Below are 21,152 nucleotides of genomic sequence, written 5' to 3' on the forward strand. Positions count from 1 at the left end.
CGGTTTGTCAGGCCTCGGCGCGCGCGCGGCGCACTTCCCAGGCCATGCGCAGCGAGGCGCCGATATCGAAGAACGGGCTGGGCGGCAGGTAGCCGGGGTTGGCATGGGCCAGCACATCGCTCAGTACCGGCGAGCTGCCGCCGCTGGCCATTTCCACCAGCAGGCGGCCCCACAGGGTGCCGCGGGCGACGCCCGAGCCGTTGCAACCGGCCACGGCGTGCAGCCCCTGGTCGACGCGGGCGAAGTACGGCTCGCCGGAGCGCGTGCCGCTGAGGTGGCCGGTCCAGCTGTAGGCGATGTCGGCCTCGACCAGGCCCGGGAAACGCTTCTGCAGGCCGGCGAAATGGCGCTGGCGGCGCTCGGCGAGGGCGGCGTTGTCGAGGTCGCGATGACGGTACTCGACGGTGTTGCGCATCAGCAGCCGGCGCCCCGGCAGCAGGCGCACGGTGCCGCCGCCGGGCAGGGGCGCGAGCACGCCCCACTGGCGCTCGCCGAACAGGCTCTGCCAGTGCGGCTCGTCCAGCGGGCGGGTGATGCTCGCGCTCAGCTCCAGCGGGAAGGCGCCGCTGTCGCGCAGGCCGGCGCGGGCGATGAAGGCACCCAGGCAGACCAGTACCTGTGGCGCCTGCACCTCGCCCTGCGCGGTGCGCGCGACCCAGCCCTGGCCGCTGCGGCGCAGGTCGGTCACGCCGCTGTTCTCGAATACGTCCACCGAGTTGGGCAGGCTCGCGGCCAGGCCCTTCACGTAGCGCGCCGGTTGCAGCAGGGCGTTGCCGCCCGCGCAGTGGATGGCCCGCGCATAGAACTCGCTGCCCAGGCGCTGCTGCAGCGCCGAACCTTCGTAATAGCGCGCGCTGGCGCCAACCGCGGCGAGGGTGGCGATGATGCCGTCGATGTCTTCCAGGTGCTCGGCGCGGTGCGCGGCGAAGTGGTAGCCGTCCTCGTACAGCTCGCAGTCGATACCCAGTTGGGCGACGCGCTGGCGGACTTCCTCGGCGGCAGCGACGCTGACCCGCGTAGACACCTGGTAGGCGGCGTGGCCGGGTTGACCGAGACGTTCGGCAGGTGCCGGCATTTCATGGGCGACGACGAAGCCGGAGTTGCGCGCCGAGGCGCCCTGGGCGATGCGCTGGCGCTCCAGCAGCACCACGCGTTGTTGCGGGAAACGCGCCGCCAGCGTGTGCGCGGCGGACAGCCCGGTGATGCCGCCACCGATGATCAGCCAGTCCGCCCGCTGGGTCCCGCCGAGGGACTCGCGCTCAGGCAGTTCGCCCGCCAGGGCGATCCAGCCGCAGTGATTGTTCATTGCCCGGCACTCCTTCACAATCCATGCGCCGGATGTATCCAGGGGTATTTCCCCGTTGGCGCGTCATGGCCAGAATCTACGGGGAGTTGAGCGCGATCAGCCAACGCTCATTTTTCATCCTTCCATTCCCATCTCGCATAGATCGCTGCACGGTCAGGCACCCGGACGACTCGCATGGACAAACTGCTTCGCGTTCCCTCCCTGCAGGCCTTGCAGGCCCTGGTGCAGGTCGCCGAGGCCGGCAGCTTCACCGCCGCCGCGCGCCAGTTGCACCTGACCCAGAGCGCCATCAGCCGCCAGGTGCAGCAGCTGGAGGAGTACTACCGGGTGCCGCTGTTCGACCGCACCAGCCGCAAGGTCGCGCTCAACGAGGCCGGCCACGAGGTCTATGCGGTGGCGCGGGACATGCTCAGGGAGCTGCTGCGCCTGGAGGAGCGCCTGGCCCCGGCGGTGCAGGACCGGCCGTTCCGCATCCGCATCTTCGTCTCGCTGGCGGTGCGCTGGCTGCTGCCCCGGCTCAGCTCGTTCTATACCGAGCACCCGGAGCTGTGCCTGTCCATCGAGACGGTGGGCGGCGAAGTGGTGGACGACGGCGGCGACTGCGACGCCTACGTGCTCTACCTGCCCAGCGGCAGCGACCCGCAGGACCGCGCACTGACTCCGCTGTACGACGAGTACCTGATCCCGGTGTGTGCGCCGCGCCTGAACGACGGCCAGGAGCCGCCGCGCTCGCTGGACGAGTTGGCCCGCCATGCGCTGATCCACTCATCCACCGGCCGCCTGGAGTGGCCGCAGTGGCTGCGCGCCCAGGGCGACCCGCCGCCGACGCAGTTCAAGCACATCCTCTTCAACCTCGACGACCTGGCGCTGGACGCCGCCACCCGTGGCATGGGCGTGGCCATGACCGACCGCATGCTGGCCCACGACGCCCTGCAGCGCGGCGACCTCATCGTGCCCTTCGGCGCAGCGCTGAAGACCGGCGGCCGCTACGCCCTCTGGGTGCGTGACAGCGGCGCCGCGCACCCGGCCTGCCAGGCGGTGCTGGACTGGTTCGAGCTGCAGCGCAACAACCTCGATTTCTGAACCTGCACAGGCTCAGTGGGAGGAGACGAACTGCGCCGCCTCCTGCGCGGGCGGCACAGCGAAGTGCTCGCGCATGCGCCGTGCCTCCGCCAGCGGCGAGCGGCCGAACAGGCGCTTGAACTCGCGGTTGAACTGCGAGGCGCTGGCATAACCCACCGCCAGGCTGGCGGCCTGGGCAGTCATGCCCTGGCGGGCGATCAGCAGGCGCGCCTGGTGCAGGCGGGTGCACTTCACGTACTGCATGGGAGAGGTGCGGGTGATGGCCTTGAAGTGGCTGTGGAAGGACGGCGCGCTCATGCCTGCCACGGCGGCCAGTTGCGGCAGGTCCAGCGCCTGCGCGTAGGCGCTGTGGATGTGGCGCAGCGCGCGGGCGATGTTGCCGAAGCGCCCGCGCATGCCCAGCGCCGCGCGCATGGCGCTGCCCTGGGCGCCGGTGAGCACGCGGAAGTACAGCTCGCGCAGCAGGCCCGGCGCGAGGATCGCCGACTCCAGCGGATCGCCCAGCGCTTCGAGCAGGCGCAGCACTGCTTGCGTCACCGGCCCATCCATCGGGCTGGACATCAGGCTCTGCGCCGCCTCTTCGGGGGCTGCGTCCTGGCCAGTGCCGGGGCTGCGCAGCTGGTCGATCTGCAGCATCAGCTCGGCGGCCAGCTGGAAGTCCAGGTGCAGGTAGATCGCCAGCAGCGGCTGTTCGGCCGTGGCATCGGTCTCCATGGTGAAGGGCACCGGCACGGCCACCGCCAGGTACTGCTGCTCGTCGTAGACGTAGACCTGCTCGCCGAAGTAGCCGCGCTTGCGGCCCTGGCAGACGATCACGATGCCTGGATCGTAGAGCACCGGGGTGCGCGCCAGCGGCCGGTTCGAGCGCAGCAGGCGCACGCCGGGCAGGGCGGTGAGGTTGTAACCCTCCTGCGGCGCCTGGGCGGCGAGCAGGGCGATCAGGCGTTCCTGCTCGGCGCTGCGCGGCGGGGTATTGTCGGTGGCAGGTTGGGGTGTCTTCATAGAATCAGGCAATGAAGTCAGCGGATCAGGTCTCTGAATGCTTGGGTGTGATGAGTATTGTGCACTCATTCCCGACGCAATGGAGTCACTCTCATGTCCTCAGGCAAAACCCTTCTGATCACCGGCGCCAGCAGTGGCTTCGGTCGCGCCCTGGCCGAGCAGGCTGTGGCCGCCGGCCATCAAGTAGTCGGCACCGTCCGCAACGAGCAGGCCCGCGCCGAGCTGGAGCAACTGGCGCCGGGGCGTATTTTTGCGCGCCTGCTCGACGTCACCGACCTCGCGGCCATCGAGCCGCTGGTGGCGGCCATCGAAGCGGACATCGGCGCCATCGACGTGCTGGTGAACAGCGCCGGCTATGGCCACGAAGGCATCCTCGAAGAATCGCCGCTGGAAGAGATGCGCCGGCAGTTCGAGGTCAATGTGTTCGGCGCGGTGGCGATGATCCGCGCGGTGCTGCCGTTCATGCGCCAGCGGCGTCGCGGGCACATCCTCAACATCACTTCCATGGGCGGCTACATCACCATGCCCGGCATCGCCTACTACTGCGGCAGCAAGTTCGCGCTGGAGGGGATTTCCGAAACACTGGGCAAGGAGGTGGCCGGCCTCGGCATCGCCGTGACGGCGGTTGCGCCGGGTTCCTTCCGCACCGACTGGGCGGGGCGCTCCATGGTGCGCAGCCCGCGCTGCATCGCCGATTACGACGCGCTGTTCGACCCGGTACGCCAGGCGCGGCAGGAGAAGAGCGGCAAGCAGCTGGGCGACCCGCAGAAAGCCGCGCAGGCGATGCTGGCGGCCATCGACGCCGAACAGCCGCCCAGCCACCTGCTGCTGGGTAGCGACGCGGTGGGGCTGGTGCGGCAGAAGCTCGCCGCGCTGGAGGCGGAGATCACTCGCTGGGAAGGCCTGAGCCTCTCCACCGACGGCTGAATCCGCGCTGCTGAATCATTGCTCTTCGGGGCGCAGGGTGAGCACTTCGAAGCCAGTCGCGGTGACCGCCACGGTGTGCTCGAACTGCGCCGAGAGCTTGCCGTCGAGGGTGACCACGGTCCACTCATCCTTCAAGGTCTTCACCCCGGAGTGGCCCTGGTTGAGCATCGGCTCGATGGTGAACACCATGCCCTCGCGCAGCACCCGGCCGGTGTTCGGGCGGCCGAAGTGCAGCACCTGCGGCTCCTCGTGCATCTCGCGGCCGATGCCGTGGCCGCAGTAGTCCTCGACCACGCTGTAGCCGTGCTGGCGGGCGTGCCGCTCGATGGCGTGGCCGACATCGCCCAGGCGCGCGCCGGGCTTCACCGCGCGGATGCCTTGCCACATGGCCTCGTAGGTGATTTCCACCAGGCGCCTGGCCGCCGGGGCGACGTTGCCGATCAGGTAGGTCTTGCTGGAGTCGGCGATGAAGCCGTTCTTCTCCAGGGTGATGTCGAAGTTGACGATGTCGCCGTCCTCCAGGCGCTCCGTCGGCGATGGCACGCCGTGGCAGACCACCTGGTTGCGCGAGGAGTTGAGCACGTAGGCAAAGCCGTACTGGCCCTTGCTGGCCGGGCGCGCGGCGAGTTCTTCGACTATGTAGCGCTCCACCGCATCGTTCACTTCCAGGGTGCTCATGCCCTGCAGCGGCAACTGGTCGACGAAGCCGAAGACCTTCGCCAGCAGCCGCCCGGATTCCGCCATCAGCGCCAGTTCGGCCGGAGTCTTGATCACTTCGCCGCTCCCGCCAGGGGATAGCTGACCCCGGCTTCCTGCAACTCGCGGGCGACTATCTGGTTGAAGCTCAGGGTCGGGTTCAGCTCGCAGGCCATGCCGATCCTGATCCAGAACGCCGCCTGGGCGTTCACCGAGCGGCAGCTGACCGAGCTGGCGCGGCGCAGCTGGTCGTGCAGTTCGTCATCGAGGTTGATGATGCCCATGGGTGGATTCCTATATGAAACATAACAAAAGATATATGGATCATATGGGATGCCGGCCGCCGATGCAAAACCGCCCGCCACTGCGCTGGGGTATGATCGCCGGGTTGGCCGGAACGCAAGGGTTCCGCCTGAACCAGTCTGGATCGGCCGGAAGCCCGCCATGATCAACATCCCCCTGCACAGCGTCGACGCCACCGACCGGCCGGTGCTGGCCATTGCCACCGATTACCCGCTGGCCAAGCTGCTCACCGCCCACGCCCACCGCCGGGCGCAGTTCCTCTATGGCATGAGCGGCCTGATGGAGGTCGAGACCGAGGACGGCGCCTGGGTGATTCCGCCCTACAGCGGCGTGTGGATTCCGCCGGGCAAGAGCCATCGCGTGCTGATGCGCGGGGTGAGCACGCGCAGCCTGTACATCGAGCCGGATGTGCCGGTGCGCGACAGCGCGTTGTGCGAGGCGGTGGTGGTGTCGCCGCTGCTGCACCAGTTGCTGCTCTCCAGCGCTACGGTGCCGGCCGCGTATGACGAGCAGGGCCGAGATGGCGACCTGGTGCGCCTGCTGCTCCACGAGCTGCGCGGCGCGCCGAGCCTGCCGCTGTTCGCGCCGTTCCCGCGGGATGCGCGGCTGGCCGAGCTGTGCCGCGAGTTCATGCGCGAGCCGGGCATCGGCGTGCTGGAGGACGACTGGGCCGCGCGGCTGAGCTGCAGCGCGCGGACCTTCCGCCGGCTGTTCCGCCAGCAGACCGGGTTGTCGTTCGGCGCCTGGCGCCAGCAGGCCTGCCTGCTCGCAGCGGTCACCCGCCTGGCTGCCGGCACGCCGGTGACGCGGGTGGCGCTGGAGCTGGGCTACGATAGTCCCAGCGCCTTTTCCAGCATGTTCCGCCGTTGCCTGGGCAGCGCGCCGAGCGCCTACCTGCGCGCGCTGAGCGTGGCCGAGGAGGGCACGGCCTAGCCGGCCTCAGCGCTTGATCTTCGGCTTCGGCCGGCCCTGCACGCACTTGAAGCGCGGGTTGGATTTGCAGATCACGTAGACCCGCCCGCGGCGCCGCACCACCTGGCAATCGCGGTGGCGCAGCTTGGCGGTTTTCAGCGATGCGAGGACTTTCATCAGGCGCCCTTGTTGCCGGCAAACCCGGCGAAGCGCTTGTTGAAGCCAGCCACGCGGCCCTCGGACTTGGTCTTGCGCTGCTCGCCGGTATACACCGGGTGCGAGGCGCTGGAGACGTCCAGGGTCATGTAGGGGTAGGTCTGGCCGTCGCTGTGGGTGAAGGTCTTGTCCGTCTGCACGGTGGAGCGGATGAGGAAGAACGCATCGGCGGTGGTGTCGTGGAAGAGCACCAGGCGATAGTCGGGGTGGATGCCGGGTTTCATGGGGAATCTCCTTTCTGTGATGTAATAATATTACATTATCCTTCCCGGAAAGACGAGATTCATTCCCAACGGTGCCGATCAATGGTCGGCGCGGCGCTCTCGAGTCCGGCTTGTCAGCGCTCCAGCCCCAGCCGTTCGTGCCACTGCGCGATGGACTCCTCCGGGTAGCCGTCGAACTGCAGATCGTGCGGCCCGGCCTGTACCTCGACCCACTCCGCTTTCGAATCCAGCAGCAGGTGGGTGTGTTCCGGCGGCACCGGCAACGGCGTGTCGATGGCCGAGGCGAACGGGTGGATCAGCTCCGGCCACTGCGCGTCATACAGCCACAGGCCGCTGCCGCAGAGGCTGCAGAAATGCCGCTCGGCGCCGCTGGTGCGGGTGCGCTGGCCGGGTTCGCGTAGCTTCGCGTGGTAGATGCTGATGTGCTTGCGCCCGCGCACCTTGAGGCTGGCGGCATCGCCGCCGAGGTTGATGGCGTAGCCACCGCCACCCTGGGTCTTGCGGCAGATCGAGCAGTAGCAGCGCTGGTAGGGGTAGGGATGGGCGCTGTGCAGGCTGAAGTGCACGGCGCCGCAGTGGCAGGAACCTTCGAGCAGCATGGGGATTCTCCCGGACGGGTGTCTGGGGGTTGACCGTAGCGCGGGTGAAGGATTCAGCCATGCCGACAGCTTGATGTCGCTTACTCAAGGCAAGAGCCCCTCACCCTAACCCTGGCTGCGCGCCCCGCTCCTCAAGCGGGAGAGGGGACCGTACGGTGCAGGGTGAAACTTCAGCGTCAGCCGGCACAATCTGCCCCCTCTCCCTCCGGGAGAGGGTTGGGGTGAGGGGAAGCACCAGCACGGACTTCCCGGAAGCGGCCGATACATCGCGCAATAAAAACGCCACAGACCTAACAGGAGCCTGCGGCGTTTACGTGAATGAACAGCGTCACGTCAGTGGTGGGCTTCGAGGGCACGCGTGAGCGGGCCTCTGCGCGCCGCCCAGGCATTGAAGCGCTGCTGCAGCTGCTCGCCGTGGTCGGCCCAGAAGCTGGCGTCCATCGCCAGTTGCTTGCTGAGGTTCTCCGGCGCGCTGGGCAGGTCGCGGGCCTGGGCCGGGGCGATCTCGGCGGCGGCGGCGAGGTTTACCGGGCCGTAGGCGATGTGGTCGGAATAGGCCTTCTGCTGCTGGGTCTGCAGGGCGAACTCGATGAACTTGCGGCCTTCGGCGGCGTTCTTCGCGCCCTTGGGAATGGCGTAGGTCTCGATGTCGTAGATACCGCCGTCCCACACTACCTTCAGGTTGCTCTCGTTCTGCACCGCGGCGATGCGGCCGTTGTACACCGCGCTCATCACCACGTCACCGGACATCAGGTATTGCGGCGGCTGCGCACCGGCTTCCCACCACTGGATGTACGGCTTGATCTCGTCCAGCTTGCGGAAGGCGCGGTCCTGGCCTTCCTGGGTGGCGAGCAGGCTGTAGATGTCCTTGTACGGCACGCCGTCGGCCATCAGCGCGTATTCCAGGGTGTACATCGGGCTCTTGCGCAGGCCGCGCTTGCCCGGGTACTTCTTCACGTCCCAGAAGTCGACCCAGCCGGTGGGGGCGACCTTCAGCTTGTCGGCGTTGTAGGCCAGCACCGTGGACCAGACGAAGATGCCGGCGCCGCAGGGCTGGATGGCGCCCTTGACCACCTTGGAGGTCATCGCGCTGATGGCCGGGTCGCTGCTCAGGTCCTCCAGCAGGCCCTCGTCGCAGGCGCGCGTCAGTTCCGGCATTTCCAGCTCCACCACGTCCCAGGTGACGCTACCGGTGTCGACCTGGATCTTCACCTTGGCCATCTCGCCGTTGAACTCGTCGGCGATGATCTTGCTGCCCGTCTGGGCGCTGTAGGGCTCGTAATAGGCTTTCTGTTGCGCGGCCTTGTTGGCGCCGCCCTGGGAGGCGACGGTGATGTCGGCCAGGGCGAGGCCGGAGAGGCCGGTAAGAGGAAGGCAGGCGAGGGAAAGAACGAGGGCGCTGCTCAGAGACTTTGGCATTGTTATGGGCTCCGATGGGACGTTTTGTGGCTGCGTGAGGCAGTGGGCCGGGCGTTCGTGGCGAGCCGGCCTGTGCTGCAGTCTCCGCCCGGTTCGCCTGGCGAAACATCAGACGGATTTACAAAACACCCCTGGCTGGTTCATACCTTTGTACGGATTCCACTCCCGATGGCCGATGGGATGCTCTGTCGGCCCTGCGTTTGTCGCGGGACTGCCCGTTTGCCGGAGACAACATGCCGATTTCGATCCAGGACATTCTCGACGATCCCGCCCTGGCTACGCGCCTGGCCAGCGGCGCCAGCCACGTCACGCGAACGCTGCGTTGGGCCCATGTGTGCGAGCTGCCCGACCCTTCGCAGTGGCTGGGCGAAGGCGAGTTGCTGATGACCACCGGCATGGGCATTCCGGCGGGTGCCAAGCCGCAGCGCGAGTACGTCGAGCGCCTGGCTGCGGCGCGCGTTGCCGGGCTCATGCTGGGCGAGAACATGCAGGCGCCAAGGGACATCGAGACGCTGCTGGCCACCGCCCGGCAGCTGGATTTCCCCTTGCTGCTGATCCACAAGTCGGTGCCGTTCTCCGCGGTGGCGCGGGCGATCATCGACACCAGCAAGCAGGAAGAACTGGAGCGCCGCAGCGCGGTGACGCGCATCTACGAAAGCGCGCGCATGGCCCTGCGCAACAACGGCCTGGAGTTTCTCCTGCAGCGCCTGGCGGCAGACCTGCGCACGCGCCTCTACCTGTTCGACGCGCAGACCCTGGAGCCCTGGCATCCGGGCCTGGAACCCTTGCCGCAGGAGTGGTGCGAACGCCTGGCCAAGCGCAGCAGCACGGCGACCACGGTGACCCGGCACGCGTCGGAGGAGGGCGACGCGCTGTCCATGGCGCTGCCGTCGATACCGGCGTGCAAGATTCTCGCGTGCGGCGGCCTGCTCGATTACGGCCTGCTGCACCACGTCACGGCGGTGCTGGGCATCGAGCTGGAACGTCAGCAGCTCGAACAGGAGCGCGTGCTGCGCCAGGGCTGGGAGCTGCTGGATGACCTGCTGCAGCAGCGCCTGAGCGAGCGGCCCGCCCATGAACGCCTGAGCGCGATGGGCTACCCGGTGGGCAAAGCGCTGTTCGCCATCGCCCGTGGCCAGAAGGAGTTGCCCGAGCGCTGGAACCAGCGCCTGCATTTGCAGGGCGTGGCGGTGCTGGCGCGGGCCCAGGGCGAGGAGATGATCCTGCTGCTGGCGAATGCCGAATCGGCGCCGGCGGTGCAGCAGGTGCTGGGTTGTCCGCTGGGCCTGTCCGACCCGCTGGGGCATGCGGGGCGTACCAGCGAGGCCCTGCGCGAAGCGCGCCTGGCCTTGGCGCACACCTCGGCGAGCCGCCCGCTGGCGCATTACGCGCGGGCTGCCGGCGAGCTGCTGTGGTTGCCTTCCAGCCTGGAGGAGGCGCTGCTGGTGCATCGCCGTGCGCTGGGTGCGCTGGCCGACTACGACGGCGAGCACAGCGCCCAGCTGCAGCAGACCCTGCAGGTGTTCCTGGAACAGAACCGCTCGTGGCAGAAGACCGCCGAGCGGCTCAGCGTGCACCGGCAGACGCTGGTCTATCGTATCCGCCGTATCGAGGAGATCACCGGCCTCTCGCTGGACTCCACCGAGGACGTCGCCGTCCTCTGGATCGCCCTGCGCGCGGCGCAGATCGCCGGGTTGGGCAACGACCTCAGGGAATGATCACGAAGCTCTTGCGCAGGGTTTCGCGGATATCCCAGGTGCCCTGGCAGTTTTCCGGGAAGAGGATGGCGTCGCCGGCGCGCAGCTCGATGGGCTCGCCACCATCGGGGATGAAGAAGCCGTGGCCGCTGATGAAGTGGCTGAACTCGCGCTGCAGGATCTGCCGGCGGAAGCGCCCCGGCGTGCATTCCCACACCCCGGTGAGCAGGCCGCCCTGGCCCTCGGCGGCATGGGTGGCCGCTTCGGCGATGGGTGTGCCGACCGGCTCCTTGGCCGGCACGGCGGCGGGCAGGGCGAAGCGAGCGGTATCGGGCAGGTGGATCGGCTGGTTCATGGCGGTCTCCTTGCGCACTCAGGCGCTCTTGTCTTCCAGGCCCACGGGGGCGAATTTGGCCAGTCGCAGGTCGATCCACGACGGCTTGCGGTTCTGCGCTTCGGCCTGTTCCTTGCGCTGCACGGCACCGCGCACCATCAGGCCGCCGACGTAGCGCACCGGCTCGGGCGGGAAACGCTTGGGCTGGCGGCCGACCAGGCCGCAGCGGCTCCACTCGTCGTTGCGCCCCAGCACCAGGCTGGCGAGGATGCGCCCGCCCAGGCGGGTCGGGCCGACGCCGTTACCGCTCCAGCCGATGCCGTAGAAGATGTGCGGCGCGCCGTCGAGGTGGCCGAACACCGGCATGCTGTCGTAGGTGCGGTCGATCGGGCCGCACCAGGCGTGGGTGATGGCTTCGTCGGCAAGGTTGGGGTAGGTGCGGCGGAAGTCCTGCTCGGTTTCCTCGGTCAGGCGCGGGTTGTCGTCGAAGCTGTCGTCGATCCTGCTCGCGTAATTGATCATCCCGGTGCCCTTGCCGAAGGCGATGCGGCCGTCCTGGGTGGTGCGGTAGAAGTCGACCATCAGCTGCGAGTCGGTGATGGATTCGCCGCCGGTCCAGCCGATCTGCTCCAGGCGCTCGGGCATTGGTCGGGTGGCGACAATGGTGCTGGTGACCGGCAGCACCATGCGGCTCAGCTCCGGAACCTGCGCGGCCCAAGCGTTGGTGGCGAGCACCACGCGCGGCGCGGTGACCGAGCCATAAGGCGTGCGCAGAACGGCCGGCTGGGTGCGCTGGATTTCGTCCACCGGGGTGTTCTCGAAGATGCGCACGCCCTTCTCCAGGGCGACTCGGCGCAGGCCGCGGGCGAGGCGGGCGGGCTGCACGGTGGCGTTGCTGTCCTCGATCACCCCTTCCAGGTGCTGGCGCGAACCGGCGCGACGTTCCACCTCGTTGTCCGGCAGGGTGCGGAAGACGTTGGCGCCCAGGCTTTCACAGGTGCGCTGCACGCCCTTCCAGGAGCCGCGCTGGGCGGCAGTGGTGGCGGTCCACAGCCAGCCACCACGACGGAAGTGCGCGTCGATGCCGTGCTCCTCGCAGAACTGGCCGATCTCGGCGATGTTCGCCTCCGAGGCGCGGGCCAGGCGCAGCGCTTCTTCCTGGCCGCACTGTTCCACCAGCGAGCTGATCTTCGGCCACCAGGACATCACGAAGCCGCCGTTGCGCCCCGAGGCGCCGCCGCCGCAGATATCCCGTTCGAGGATCACGATGCGGCAGGTCGGGTCCAGCTCCAGCAGGCGCAGGGCCGTCCACAGGCCGACGAAGCCGCCGCCGATGATGGCGACGTCGGCATCGAGGTGTTCCCGCAGCGGTTCGGTGGGGGTGAGTTCGTCGGCGATTTCCTGGAGCCAGAGGGAGCGCTTCATGGTGGGGGTCCATGGGTTGTTGTTTGCGCTTACTTTGGCGGGGATGGGCCTGCGGCCCTATCGTGCATTCCTAAGTATTTGACGCACCCTTTCATACAAAAATACGAATGGCGGCTCAGCCCTTCAGCGCCCGCCGGTGCTCGATGGGCGCGATGCCGAACCAGCGGTGGTGGGCGCGGCAGAACGAGGTGGTGCGGCGGTAGCCGAGTTCCAGGGCGATCTGGTTGATCGGCAGGTCGGACTGGCCGAGCAGTTGTTCGGCACGCTGGCGGCGGATGCGGTCGACGTGTTCCTCGAAGTCCAGGCCATCGCTGGCCAGGCGTCGCTGCAGGGTGCGCGGGTGCAGGTCGAGCAGCTGCGCCACCTGCTCCAGGCTGCAGCGCTGCTTGGGCAGCAGCGCGTGGATGTGCCGCTCGACTTCGAAGCCGAGCTTTTCGTCCGTGCCGGTGTGCGCTTCCAGGTAGAAGCGGACGATGCCGTGCAGCACCGGGTCGTGGCGCACGCAGGGGCGCTGCAGGTCGCGCTGGTGGATGGCCAGGGCGTTGTGTTCCTGGCCGAACAGCACCGGGCAGCCGAAGTAGCGGCGGTACACCGCCAGCTCGGCCTGGGGCTGGTGGCGCAGCAGCACGCTGGCCAGCTGTACCGGCGCGCCGAGCAGTTCGGCGATCAGCAGGCGGCCGTGCAGCAGGGACTTCTCGACTATCTGCGGAATGTCCTCGATACACGGCAGGGCGTTGTCGAAGCAGAGCAGCGTGCTGTCGTTGCGGCGCTCCAGGTGGAAAAGGATCGACGGGCTGTACACGCGCATGTAGCGCACCACCGCGGCGAGCCCTTCGCCGGCGGTGGCGGCGGTCTGCGCCAGGTGCTGCAGCGGGCCGAGCAGGCTGGATTGCTGCCGGCTGGCCAGCTCCAGGCCGAGTTCCGGCATGCCCAGGGCATGGGCGCTGCCTTCGAAGATCTGCACGAGGCTGCGGTAGGAGAACTTGCGTTCATAGTTGCCGACCACGTTGAGGTCGATGTGGTGCGGCGAGAGCTGGCTGCGCAACGAGGCGCCGCGTTCGGCGAGCAGCTCGCCGAACTGGAGGAGGGCGGTTCCGCGCACGCTGTCCATTTCGGCAGGGCTCCAGGTAGTCGGGAATGGTGACAGCCCGGCGGCGTGCGCCGCCGGGCTGCCTGTTGCGGCCCGGTCAGGGCGTGACGATGTTGAACCAGAAGTCGAAGTTGTCCAGGTAGCTCACCAGCTCACCGAGCTTGGCCTGGTCGCCGTCGACCTTGATGTCGCCGGCGGACTGGGCGTCCTTCAGCGTGGTCTGCTTGAGCATCAGCTTGTTGAGGGTGTCGCGGCTGAGGGTGATGGTGGCGTCGGCGTCCTTGGCCTGCAGGCCCTCGGTGTGGTTGAGCACGCCGTTTTCCATCTGCACCAGGTACTTCTGCTTGAGGTCGGTGAAGTCGAAGTTCAGGGTGATCTTCTTGTCCTCGACTTCCGGGCCTTTCAGGCGCATGGCCAGGTAGTCGAAGAACAGGTCGAGGTCCATCGCCTTGACGGTGTCGGGGCTGGCGGTGTCCGGCGTCGGCAGCTTCTGCACGCCGTTGCGCAGCTCCTGCGCGCCGGTCAGGTAGAAGTTGCGCCACGGGCCGCTCTCGGCCTGGTAACCCATCTGCTCCAGGGCGTCGGCCTGCAGGTTCTTCGCCGCCTGGTTGCTCGGGTCGGCGAACACCACGTGGTTGACCACCTCGGCGACCCAGCGGTAGTCGCCCTTGTCGTAGTACTCCTTGGCCTTCTTCAGCACGGCGTCGGCGCCGCCCATCATTTCGACGTAGCGCTTGCCTTCCTCATCCGGCGGCAGCTCGTGCAGGGTCGCCGGGTTGCCGTTGAACCAGCCCAGGTAGAGCACGTAGGTCGCCTTGACGTTGTGGTTCAGCGAGCCGTAGTAGCCACGGTTGGAGAACTTGCTGGCGATCGCCTTGGGCAGTTTCACCTGCTCGGCGATCTCGGTCATGGTGTAGCCCTTGTTGGCCAGGCGCAGGGTTTCGTCGTTAATGTAGCGGTACATGTCGCGCTGCAGGCCGATGTGCTCGTTGACCTCCTTGTTGCCCCAGACCGGCCAGTGGTGCATGGCGTACATCACCTGGACGTCGTCGCCCCACATCTTCAGCGCCTCGTTGAGGTACTTGGACCAGGGCAGCGGCTCGCGGATCTTCGCTCCGCGCAACGAGTAGGTGTTGTGCAGGGTGTGGGTGGAGTCCTCGGCGGTGTTCAGCGCCTTGAGTTCCCTGATGTAGTACATCATCTCGGCCGGTGCCTCGCTGCCCGGCGCATAGAGGAACTCGTAGTGCAGGCCGTCGATGACGTGCTTCTCGCCGGTTTCGGAGATGATGTCGGTGGGCGGGATCAGCGTCACGGTGCCGGCGGAGGTGGTGGTGCCCAGGCCTGCGCCGAGCTGGCCGGTATCGGACGGCGGCAGCAGGTTGCCGTACATGTAGCTGGCGCGGCGGCTCATGGCGGTGCCGGCCATCACGTTCTCGGCCACGGCGTGTTCGAGGAAGCCCTTGGGTGCGTAGATCTTCACCTTGCCGGCCTTCACGTCCTCTTCCTTGACCACACCCTTGACGCCGCCGTAGTGGTCGACGTGGCTGTGGGTGTAGATCACCGCCACCACCGGTTTTTTCGGCCGGTGCTGGTAGTACAGCTCCAGCGCGGCGCGGGCGGTTTCCTCGGAGATCAGCGGGTCGAAGATGGTGATGCCGTCCTTGCCTTCGACGATGGTCATGTTCGACAGGTCGTAGTTGCGTACCTGGTAGAGGCCCTTGGTGACCTCGAACAGACCGGAGATGTTGATCAGCTGCGACTGCCGCCACAGGCTGGGGTTGGTCGAGTCCGGCGCGGTTTCACCTTCCTTGATGAAGTTGTACTTGGCCGGGTCCCAGATCAGGTTGCCTTTCTCGCCCTTGATCGGTTCGGTGGGCAGCGGCGCGATGAAGCCCTTGTGTGCCAGTTCGAACGAGGTCTTGTCGTTGAACGGCAGCTCCTTGAGCAGGGCGTCGTTGGCAGTCTTGGTCGCCTCGGTGGCGGGCTTGGGCGTCTCGGCGGCCCAGGCCTGGGTGCTCAGCGAGACGGCCGCGGCGAGGGCGAACGAGGCGCTGAATTTCCACAGGCTGCTGGCGGGCAGGTGGCCGAGCGGCTTCGAGGCTCTGGCAGTTGCTTTCATTTCAAGCTCCTTCTTGCGGGATGCGCTGTACCTGCGGGGCAACTGCCAGCGTTGTTTTTCGATGGTTTCCTCACGCTATGAGGCGGTGCGTCGGGGCCAGGGTAGCGGAGCCTGCCGGCGGCAGGCTCCGCCGAAGGATCACTTGTGCTTGAGCTGTTCGTAGGACTTGACCATGTCCCGCGCCCAGCCATCGAGCACGGCCTTGGCGTCGTTGGCGGTCATCACCTGGGAGGAGTTCTCCAGCTCGGTGCCGGCGCCCTTGCGTACGACTTCGGCGACCACCTTGCCGTCGCTGCCGTCGAGGAAGGCCGCTTCGGTGGCGATGCTGGTGTCCTGGTCGCGGATGCCGGTGGCGGTGCTGACGCCGGCGGCAATCAGCGCGATCGGGATTACCTCGTAGGGTTGCAGGCCCTTGGTCGCGGCGCTGACGGCGGTGATCGCCGGGCGCACGATCAGCACGCCCGGGCCGGGGCCATTGGCCAGCGGCAGGGCCTTGGCGAATTGCGTCTGCAGGGCCTGGTCGTAGTATTTGGTGATGCCGTCCAGGGTGCTCTGCGGGATCTTCTCGCTGGGCTGCGGTTGCGGGTAGAGCTGGCTCGGCTCGACGTAGACGCTGGTGAAGGTGCTGACGTCGATGCCGGGTTTGATCCAGCGCATCACCGGCGCGCCCGAGGGTGATTTCTCTTCCTTGAGGACGCTGTAGTCCTTGAGGAATCCGGAGTAGTTCTCCGGCTCCACGTATTTACTGGCGCAGCCGGCGAACGTCAGTGAAGCCAGGCACAGGGCCAGGAGTTTGACTTGCATGGTATTGCTCCTTGTGGATGTTGCAGTCGGGCGCGTTCTTGATCGACGCGTGGTTCAGAAACGCCAGGTCGCACCGCCGCCGATGATGTGCAGGGCAGCATTCTTGTAGGTGCCGGATAAGGTCTCGCCGGAGCGGGATTTGGTCTGCTCGACGTCCATGTCGCCGAGCCAGACCAGGGTGTAGGCTAGGTGCAGGTCGAGGCCTTCCTCGACCTGGTAGTTCACCCCGGTCGCCAGGCGCCAGGTTTCGGCCATGGGGTTGTCGACGGTGCGGTCCTTGTCGTCCACCGCCGAGCTGTCGTAGCCCAGGCCCAGGCTCCAGCGCAGCTGCCGGGTGGCCTGGTACTGGGTGCCGACGGAGGCGTGCCAGGTGTCCTTGTACTTGCGGTCGACGGTGCGGTCGACGCCGCCGGCGCTGGCATCCACGTCGACGCCGATCTCGCCGAACTCGCTCCAGTCCTGCCAGCCCAGGCTGCCCAGCAGCTTCCACTGCGGGTCGAGCTGGTGGGCGATGCTCAGGGTCGCGGTCTGCGGGATGTTCACGTCCAGCTCCAGCGAATTCACGTCAAGGCGGTTCAGCGCGGCATTGATGATCGGGTTGCTGACCTTGCTGACCTTGCTGACGTCCGGGCTGTCCTCGAACTCCAGTTTCACCTTGCTGGTATAGGCGAGGCCGATCTGCGTGCTGTCGTTGAGGTTGTAGAGCAGGCCCAGGTTGACCCCGACGCCGACGTCGGTGTCCTCGAACTCCAGCTGGCCGTCGGGGCTGTCGCGCAGGCCGAGCAGGTTGTTGTTGATCGCCATCTCGGTGCGGTAGTAGCCGTAGACGATGCGCGGGCCGATGCCGATGGAGAGGTCGTCGGTGAACTGGTGGGCGAGGGTGGGCTGGAAGGACACACCGATGATCGCCGTCTCCTGGCTGAAGTAGCGGCCGGCCCAGTCGTCGTCGTAGTTCAGCGCCAGGCCGAAGTTGCCGTACATGCCGAAACCGATGGCCGACTTGTCGTCGATCTGCTGGCTGACGAAGAAGCTGGCGCCGGGCAGCCACTGCAGGGCGTTGCCGCCTTCGTTGCCGTCGAACTGGTTGTTGTCGTCGCGGGAGAAGCGCAGGTCGCCGAGGATGACCTGGGCGTTGGCGCTGATCTGCGTGCCCTTGAGCTTCGCCATACCCGCCGGGTTGCTCATCAGCACGCTGGGGTCGCTGGCCAGGGCGGCGGAACCGGCGTTGGCCAGGCCCATGCCTTCCTGTCCGGCCTCGTAGATCATGATGCCGCCAGCGCTGGCCTGGGTGGAAAACAGGATACAAAACGATGTCGCGGTGAGGGCGGAGAGTGCCGCTGCGGCTGGCTTGCCGTGCTTGGTCATCGAGCGTCCCCTGCTGATCCCTGATCGGCTTTCACGGTGAGAAGACGCCGTGAAGGCATTCGCTCCGAATGCGCGCTGGAGACATCCGGCTCGCTACCCGTGGGGGCTGCAGGCCGTGAGGGAGAGCCTAGATAGCGATAGGGGATATGCAACCCGGATTGACGTCAAAATCGCGATCAATGCACTTTTGACGACACAATGGCTGGCATGAAACGTATCCAATTTTTTGACGGAGGGCGGCATTCGGCGCTCCTTCTGTGGTTGCGTGGCGGCGAGTTCGCCGTGCGCTCCGGCCGTTGTCGCGAAATGAGTGGTACTGACGTGCAAGGAGTGGGGTGCGCGGCGCGCCTTGCTTCAGCTCCGCCCCTCGGTCAGCATGCCGGCTGCCCGCCTTGCGCCTCATTTCCAGCGAAGAGACCGTCCATGCGCCGCCTGCCCTCGCTCACTGCCTTGCGCACCTTCGAATCCGCCGCGCGGCACGCGCATTTCGGCCGTGCCGCCGCAGAGCTGTGCGTCACCGACAGCGCGGTGAGCCACCAGATTCGCCAGTTGGAGGAGCAATTGGGGGCCACGCTGTTCGAGCGCCAGGGTCGCCAGGTGCAGCCTACCGCCCAGGCACGGCGGCTGTTGCGCAGCCTGCAGCAGGCCTTCGAGCTGATCGGCACGGCGTGCGACGAGCTGCGTGACCCCGGCTCCCAGGCGCAACTGCATATCGCGGTGACCGTCGAGTTGGCGCAGAAGTGGCTGGTGGGGCGGCTGGCGGATTTTGCCGAGCGCTATCCGGAGATCGTCCTGCACCTGCACGAGCAGCCGCTGGAAGCGCCGGGGCCGGCCGCCGAGATGGACCTGGCGATCACCTACGGCACCGGTCCGGCGGATGCCAGCACCTACTTCGTGCGGCCGCTGCCGACCCTGCAGTTCTTCCCGGTGTGCAGCCCCGGCCTGTTCAACCAGTCGCTGCTCAAGCACCCGCGCGACCTGGCCCGCCACTGCCTGCTGCACGACGACCAGGACGGCAAGTCCTGGACCGCCTGGCTGACCACCCACGCCAGCGACATCCGCCCCAGCCGCCACGTCTACCTCGGCCACGCCGGGCTGACCATGGAGGCCGCGGTGCGCGGCCAGGGCGTGGCCATCGGCGACAACCTGACCAGCGCCGAGGACCTGGCCAGCGGCCGCCTGGTGCGCCCGTTCGCCGCGCAGATCACCTCCCTGGGGCAGTACGCCCTGGTCTGCGAACGCCTGCGCCTGGACAAGCCGGCGGTGGCGCAGTTCATCGAGTGGGTGACGGATCAGCTCAACGACATGTGATGCAGGTGGGTATTGCGTAGGAGCGGACTCCGTCCGCGATGGTATCCGGCGCGATGCGGGGCCGATCGCGGACGGAGTCCGCTCCTACGATCCCGGTTAATTCATTGGTCATGCCTGTGATCGATGAATCCAATTCAGCTATTCCGCGAAATTCATCAATGGTTTCCCCTGCGGTGGGGCGGCAACCTTGCGCTCATTCCTGCCGCTGATTCTGGAGAACCCCCCATGTCCCGCACCCACTCGACAATGCCCAAGGCCGATGGCTTCCGCCTGCCCGGCGAATTCGAACCCAAGGCCCGCTGCTGGCTGGGCTGGCCCGAACGCTCGGATGTGTGGCGCAACGGCGGCAAGCCGGCGCAGAAGGTCTGGGTCGAGGTGGTCAGCGCCATCGCCAGCAGCGAGCCGGTGACTGTCTGTGCTTCCGCCGCGCAGTACGCCAACGCCCGGCGCATGCTCCCCGAGAATGTGCGCGTGGTGGAGATGACCTGCAATGACACCTGGTTCCGCGACAGCGGCCCGGCCTTCCTGGTCAATGACGACAGCGGCGAGATGCGCGGCGTGGACTTCCAGTTCAACGCCTACGGCGGCCTCGACGGTGGCCTCTACTACCCCTGGGACAAGGACGACCAGATCGCGCAGAAGATCCTCGAGATCGAAGGCTTCGATCGCTACCGCGCGTCCATCATCGCCGAGATGGGCAGCATTCGCAGCGATGGCCAGGGCACCCTGCTGACCACCGAGCAATGCCTGCTCAACCGCAACCGCAACGCCCACCTGGGCAAGGAAGAAGTGACCCGCCGGCTGTGCGACTACCTGGGCGCCGAGCAGGTGATCTGGCTGCCGCGCGGCTGCAAGTTCGACGAGACCGATGGCCACGTCGACGACCTGGCGTGCTTCGTGCGCCCCGGCGTGGTGGTGATGCAGTGGACGGATGATCGCAGCGACCCGCAGTGGGAAATCTACCAGGAGGCCTACGACGTCCTGCGCAGCGCCCGCGATGCCCGTGGCAATGCGCTGCAGGTGTACAAGCTGCCGCAGCCGCAGGTGCTCGAATGGACCGCCGCCGAAGCCGAAGGGCTGGACCAGGTCGACGGCAGTTTCGACCGCCAGGCCGGGACGAAGATCTGCGCCTCGTACATCAACTTCTATACCGGCAACTCGGCCATCGTCATGCCGTTCTTCGACGACCCCAATGATCGCATCGCCCAGGGCGTGCTGGCCGAACTGTTCCCGGACAAGCGAGTGATCGGCATCGACAACTCGCGGGAAATCCTCCTTGGCGGCGGCAACATCGGCTGCATCACCATGCCGCAGTACGCCGCGCCCGCGCGCAGTCGCTGAGCGGGCCCGCAGGCTTAGGCGCGGGGCGGCCGGTGCAGTAGACTGCCAGCCCCGCCCAGTGCCGGAAGCCCGTCATGCTCAGGAATTTCACCGACCTCGATCTGCGCCTGCTGCGCATCTTCGCCTCCGTGGTGAAGTGCGGCGGCTTCACCGCGGCGCAGGCCGAGCTGAACATGAGCCAGTCGAACATCAGCATGCACATCGGCAGCCTGGAAAAACGCCTGGGCTACCGGCTGTGCGAGCGCGGCAAGGGCGGCTTCCGCCTGACCGCGAAAGGGCAGCGCATCCTCGATGCGTCCCAGGCGATGTTCGACGCCATCGGCCTGTTCCGCGACCAGGCCCAGGCGCTCTCGGGGCGCCTGGTCGGCGAGCTGTACCTGGGCCTGGCGGACAATGTCACGACCCTGCCGCAGGCACGCTTCGACGAGACCCTGGCGGCCTTCCACGGCCGCGAGCAGGACGTGCAGCTGAATCTCTACGTGAACTCGCCCACCGAACTGGAACTGGCGGTGATCGACGGCCAGCTGGACCTGGCGATTTCCTACTTCAGCCGCACGCGGCCGACCCTGGATTACCTGCCGCTGTATACCGAGGAGATCGGCGTGTTCTGCGGCGAACGCCATCCGCTGTTCAGCGCGCGCAAGCCGACGCTCAAGCAGATCGGCGACTACAACTGGGTGCGCCACGGCTTCCTGCCGGCGGACCAGGAACTGCCGTTCCGCCCCGAACGCAGCAGCGCCACCGCGCATCACATGGAGGCGGTGGCGCACGCGGTGCTGGCCGGTACCCACCTGGGCTACCTGCCGACCCACTACGCGAACATCTGGGTCGAGCGTGGACGGATGAAGCCGCTGCTGCCGGAGAAGCTCTGCTACGATGTGACTCACAGCATGATCACCTACGCCGGGCGGCCCCGCAGTGAGGCCGCCCGCGCCTTCATCGAAGACCTGCTGAGCGTGCACGGCCTCGGCGGTTAGCC

Annotated in this window: 21 protein-coding genes; 7 read left to right on the forward strand and 14 right to left on the reverse strand. The window is 67.2% G+C overall.

From position 1 onward, the window contains the following. Nucleotides 1-7: 7 nt before the first annotated feature. A complete protein-coding gene (locus QO207_RS19880) occupies nt 8-1,306 on the reverse strand; it encodes an FAD-binding oxidoreductase (protein WP_301534039.1) in 1,299 nt (432 codons plus the stop codon). Nucleotides 1,307-1,480: 174 nt separating this feature from the next. Here QO207_RS19880 and QO207_RS19885 point away from each other — a divergent pair, with 174 nt between their 5' ends. Continuing rightward, nucleotides 1,481-2,389, forward strand: a complete 909-nt coding sequence (locus tag QO207_RS19885) for a LysR substrate-binding domain-containing protein (protein WP_301534040.1) — start codon at nt 1,481-1,483, stop codon at nt 2,387-2,389. Between the two features lie 12 nt (nt 2,390-2,401). Here the strand turns inward: QO207_RS19885 and QO207_RS19890 are convergent, their stop codons facing one another. Next, on the reverse strand, nt 2,402-3,391 hold the full coding sequence (locus tag QO207_RS19890; protein WP_301534041.1) for an AraC family transcriptional regulator: 990 nt from the start codon (nt 3,389-3,391) through the stop codon (nt 2,402-2,404). 93 nt (nt 3,392-3,484) lie between these two features. Between QO207_RS19890 and QO207_RS19895 the strand changes: the two genes are divergently transcribed. After that, complete coding sequence (locus QO207_RS19895) at nt 3,485-4,318, forward strand: oxidoreductase (RefSeq protein ID WP_301534042.1); 834 nt, start codon at nt 3,485-3,487, stop codon at nt 4,316-4,318. 15 nt (nt 4,319-4,333) lie between these two features. Here the strand turns inward: QO207_RS19895 and map are convergent, their stop codons facing one another. Together map and QO207_RS19905 are read right to left on the reverse strand one after the other, a co-directional pair. Further along, nucleotides 4,334-5,092: a type I methionyl aminopeptidase gene (gene map, locus QO207_RS19900; protein ID WP_301534043.1), complete on the reverse strand. Its 759-nt coding sequence runs from the start codon at nt 5,090-5,092 to the stop codon at nt 4,334-4,336. After that, complete coding sequence (locus QO207_RS19905; RefSeq protein ID WP_184594641.1) at nt 5,089-5,298, reverse strand: ParD-like family protein; 210 nt, start codon at nt 5,296-5,298, stop codon at nt 5,089-5,091. The genes map and QO207_RS19905 overlap by 4 nt, the downstream gene beginning before the upstream one ends. Nucleotides 5,299-5,458: 160 nt before the next feature. Between QO207_RS19905 and QO207_RS19910 the strand changes: the two genes are divergently transcribed. Next, nucleotides 5,459-6,250 carry a helix-turn-helix domain-containing protein gene (locus QO207_RS19910; RefSeq protein ID WP_301534044.1) on the forward strand — a complete coding sequence of 264 codons (792 nt, stop codon included), beginning with the start codon at nt 5,459-5,461 and terminating at the stop codon, nt 6,248-6,250. Between the two features lie 6 nt (nt 6,251-6,256). On the opposite strand, the gene ykgO is transcribed toward QO207_RS19910, so the two are convergent. The 4 genes from ykgO to QO207_RS19930 all read right to left on the reverse strand — a co-directional run bounded on the left by ykgO (nt 6,257) and on the right by QO207_RS19930 (nt 8,687). Further along, nucleotides 6,257-6,406, reverse strand: coding sequence for a type B 50S ribosomal protein L36 (gene ykgO / locus QO207_RS19915; protein ID WP_301534045.1), 150 nt, complete (start codon nt 6,404-6,406; stop codon nt 6,257-6,259). Beyond that, entirely contained in the window at nt 6,406-6,669 is a 264-nt protein-coding gene (locus tag QO207_RS19920) for a type B 50S ribosomal protein L31 (RefSeq protein WP_301534046.1), read from the reverse strand. The genes ykgO and QO207_RS19920 overlap by 1 nt, the downstream gene beginning before the upstream one ends. A 113-nt stretch (nt 6,670-6,782) precedes the next feature. Next, nucleotides 6,783-7,268 carry a GFA family protein gene (locus QO207_RS19925; protein WP_301534047.1) on the reverse strand — a complete coding sequence of 162 codons (486 nt, stop codon included), beginning with the start codon at nt 7,266-7,268 and terminating at the stop codon, nt 6,783-6,785. A gap of 333 nt (nt 7,269-7,601) precedes the next feature. Further along, nucleotides 7,602-8,687, reverse strand: coding sequence for an ABC transporter substrate-binding protein (locus QO207_RS19930; RefSeq protein ID WP_301534048.1), 1,086 nt, complete (start codon nt 8,685-8,687; stop codon nt 7,602-7,604). A 233-nt stretch (nt 8,688-8,920) separates the two neighbouring features. Here QO207_RS19930 and QO207_RS19935 point away from each other — a divergent pair, with 233 nt between their 5' ends. Further along, nucleotides 8,921-10,405 carry a PucR family transcriptional regulator gene (locus QO207_RS19935; protein WP_301534049.1) on the forward strand — a complete coding sequence of 495 codons (1,485 nt, stop codon included), beginning with the start codon at nt 8,921-8,923 and terminating at the stop codon, nt 10,403-10,405. Here QO207_RS19935 and QO207_RS19940 read toward each other — a convergent pair. The 6 genes from QO207_RS19940 to QO207_RS19965 form a co-directional block, all read right to left on the reverse strand. After that, the gene (locus QO207_RS19940) at nt 10,395-10,739 is read right to left on the reverse strand and encodes a cupin domain-containing protein (protein ID WP_301534050.1); all 345 of its coding nucleotides are present in this window, start codon (nt 10,737-10,739) and stop codon (nt 10,395-10,397) included. The genes QO207_RS19935 and QO207_RS19940 overlap by 11 nt on opposite strands. Before the next feature lie 18 nt (nt 10,740-10,757). Continuing rightward, nucleotides 10,758-12,143: an FAD-binding oxidoreductase gene (locus QO207_RS19945; protein WP_301534051.1), complete on the reverse strand. Its 1,386-nt coding sequence runs from the start codon at nt 12,141-12,143 to the stop codon at nt 10,758-10,760. A gap of 115 nt (nt 12,144-12,258) precedes the next feature. Beyond that, nucleotides 12,259-13,254: an AraC family transcriptional regulator gene (locus QO207_RS19950; protein ID WP_301534052.1), complete on the reverse strand. Its 996-nt coding sequence runs from the start codon at nt 13,252-13,254 to the stop codon at nt 12,259-12,261. Nucleotides 13,255-13,330: 76 nt separating this feature from the next. Beyond that, nucleotides 13,331-15,352, reverse strand: a complete 2,022-nt coding sequence (locus tag QO207_RS19955) for an alkyl/aryl-sulfatase (RefSeq protein ID WP_301534053.1) — start codon at nt 15,350-15,352, stop codon at nt 13,331-13,333. Between the two features lie 138 nt (nt 15,353-15,490). Then, entirely contained in the window at nt 15,491-16,156 is a 666-nt protein-coding gene (locus QO207_RS19960; RefSeq protein WP_301534054.1) for a DUF3313 domain-containing protein, read from the reverse strand. A 54-nt stretch (nt 16,157-16,210) separates the two neighbouring features. Further along, the gene (locus QO207_RS19965) at nt 16,211-17,521 is read right to left on the reverse strand and encodes an OmpP1/FadL family transporter (RefSeq protein WP_301534055.1); all 1,311 of its coding nucleotides are present in this window, start codon (nt 17,519-17,521) and stop codon (nt 16,211-16,213) included. A 423-nt stretch (nt 17,522-17,944) separates the two neighbouring features. Between QO207_RS19965 and QO207_RS19970 the strand changes: the two genes are divergently transcribed. The 3 genes from QO207_RS19970 to QO207_RS19980 all read left to right on the forward strand — a co-directional run bounded on the left by QO207_RS19970 (nt 17,945) and on the right by QO207_RS19980 (nt 21,150). Continuing rightward, nucleotides 17,945-18,832 (forward strand): LysR substrate-binding domain-containing protein, encoded by an 888-nt coding sequence (locus QO207_RS19970; protein WP_301534056.1) that lies wholly within the window; start codon nt 17,945-17,947, stop codon nt 18,830-18,832. Between the two features lie 225 nt (nt 18,833-19,057). Then, nucleotides 19,058-20,173 (forward strand): agmatine deiminase, encoded by a 1,116-nt coding sequence (gene aguA, locus QO207_RS19975; protein ID WP_301534057.1) that lies wholly within the window; start codon nt 19,058-19,060, stop codon nt 20,171-20,173. A 74-nt stretch (nt 20,174-20,247) separates the two neighbouring features. After that, nucleotides 20,248-21,150 (forward strand): LysR family transcriptional regulator, encoded by a 903-nt coding sequence (locus QO207_RS19980; protein WP_301534058.1) that lies wholly within the window; start codon nt 20,248-20,250, stop codon nt 21,148-21,150. The last annotated feature ends 2 nt before the right edge of the window (nt 21,151-21,152 follow it).

This window comes from Pseudomonas sp. CAN1 (assembly GCF_030462585.1).
Taxonomy (GTDB): domain Bacteria; phylum Pseudomonadota; class Gammaproteobacteria; order Pseudomonadales; family Pseudomonadaceae; genus Pseudomonas.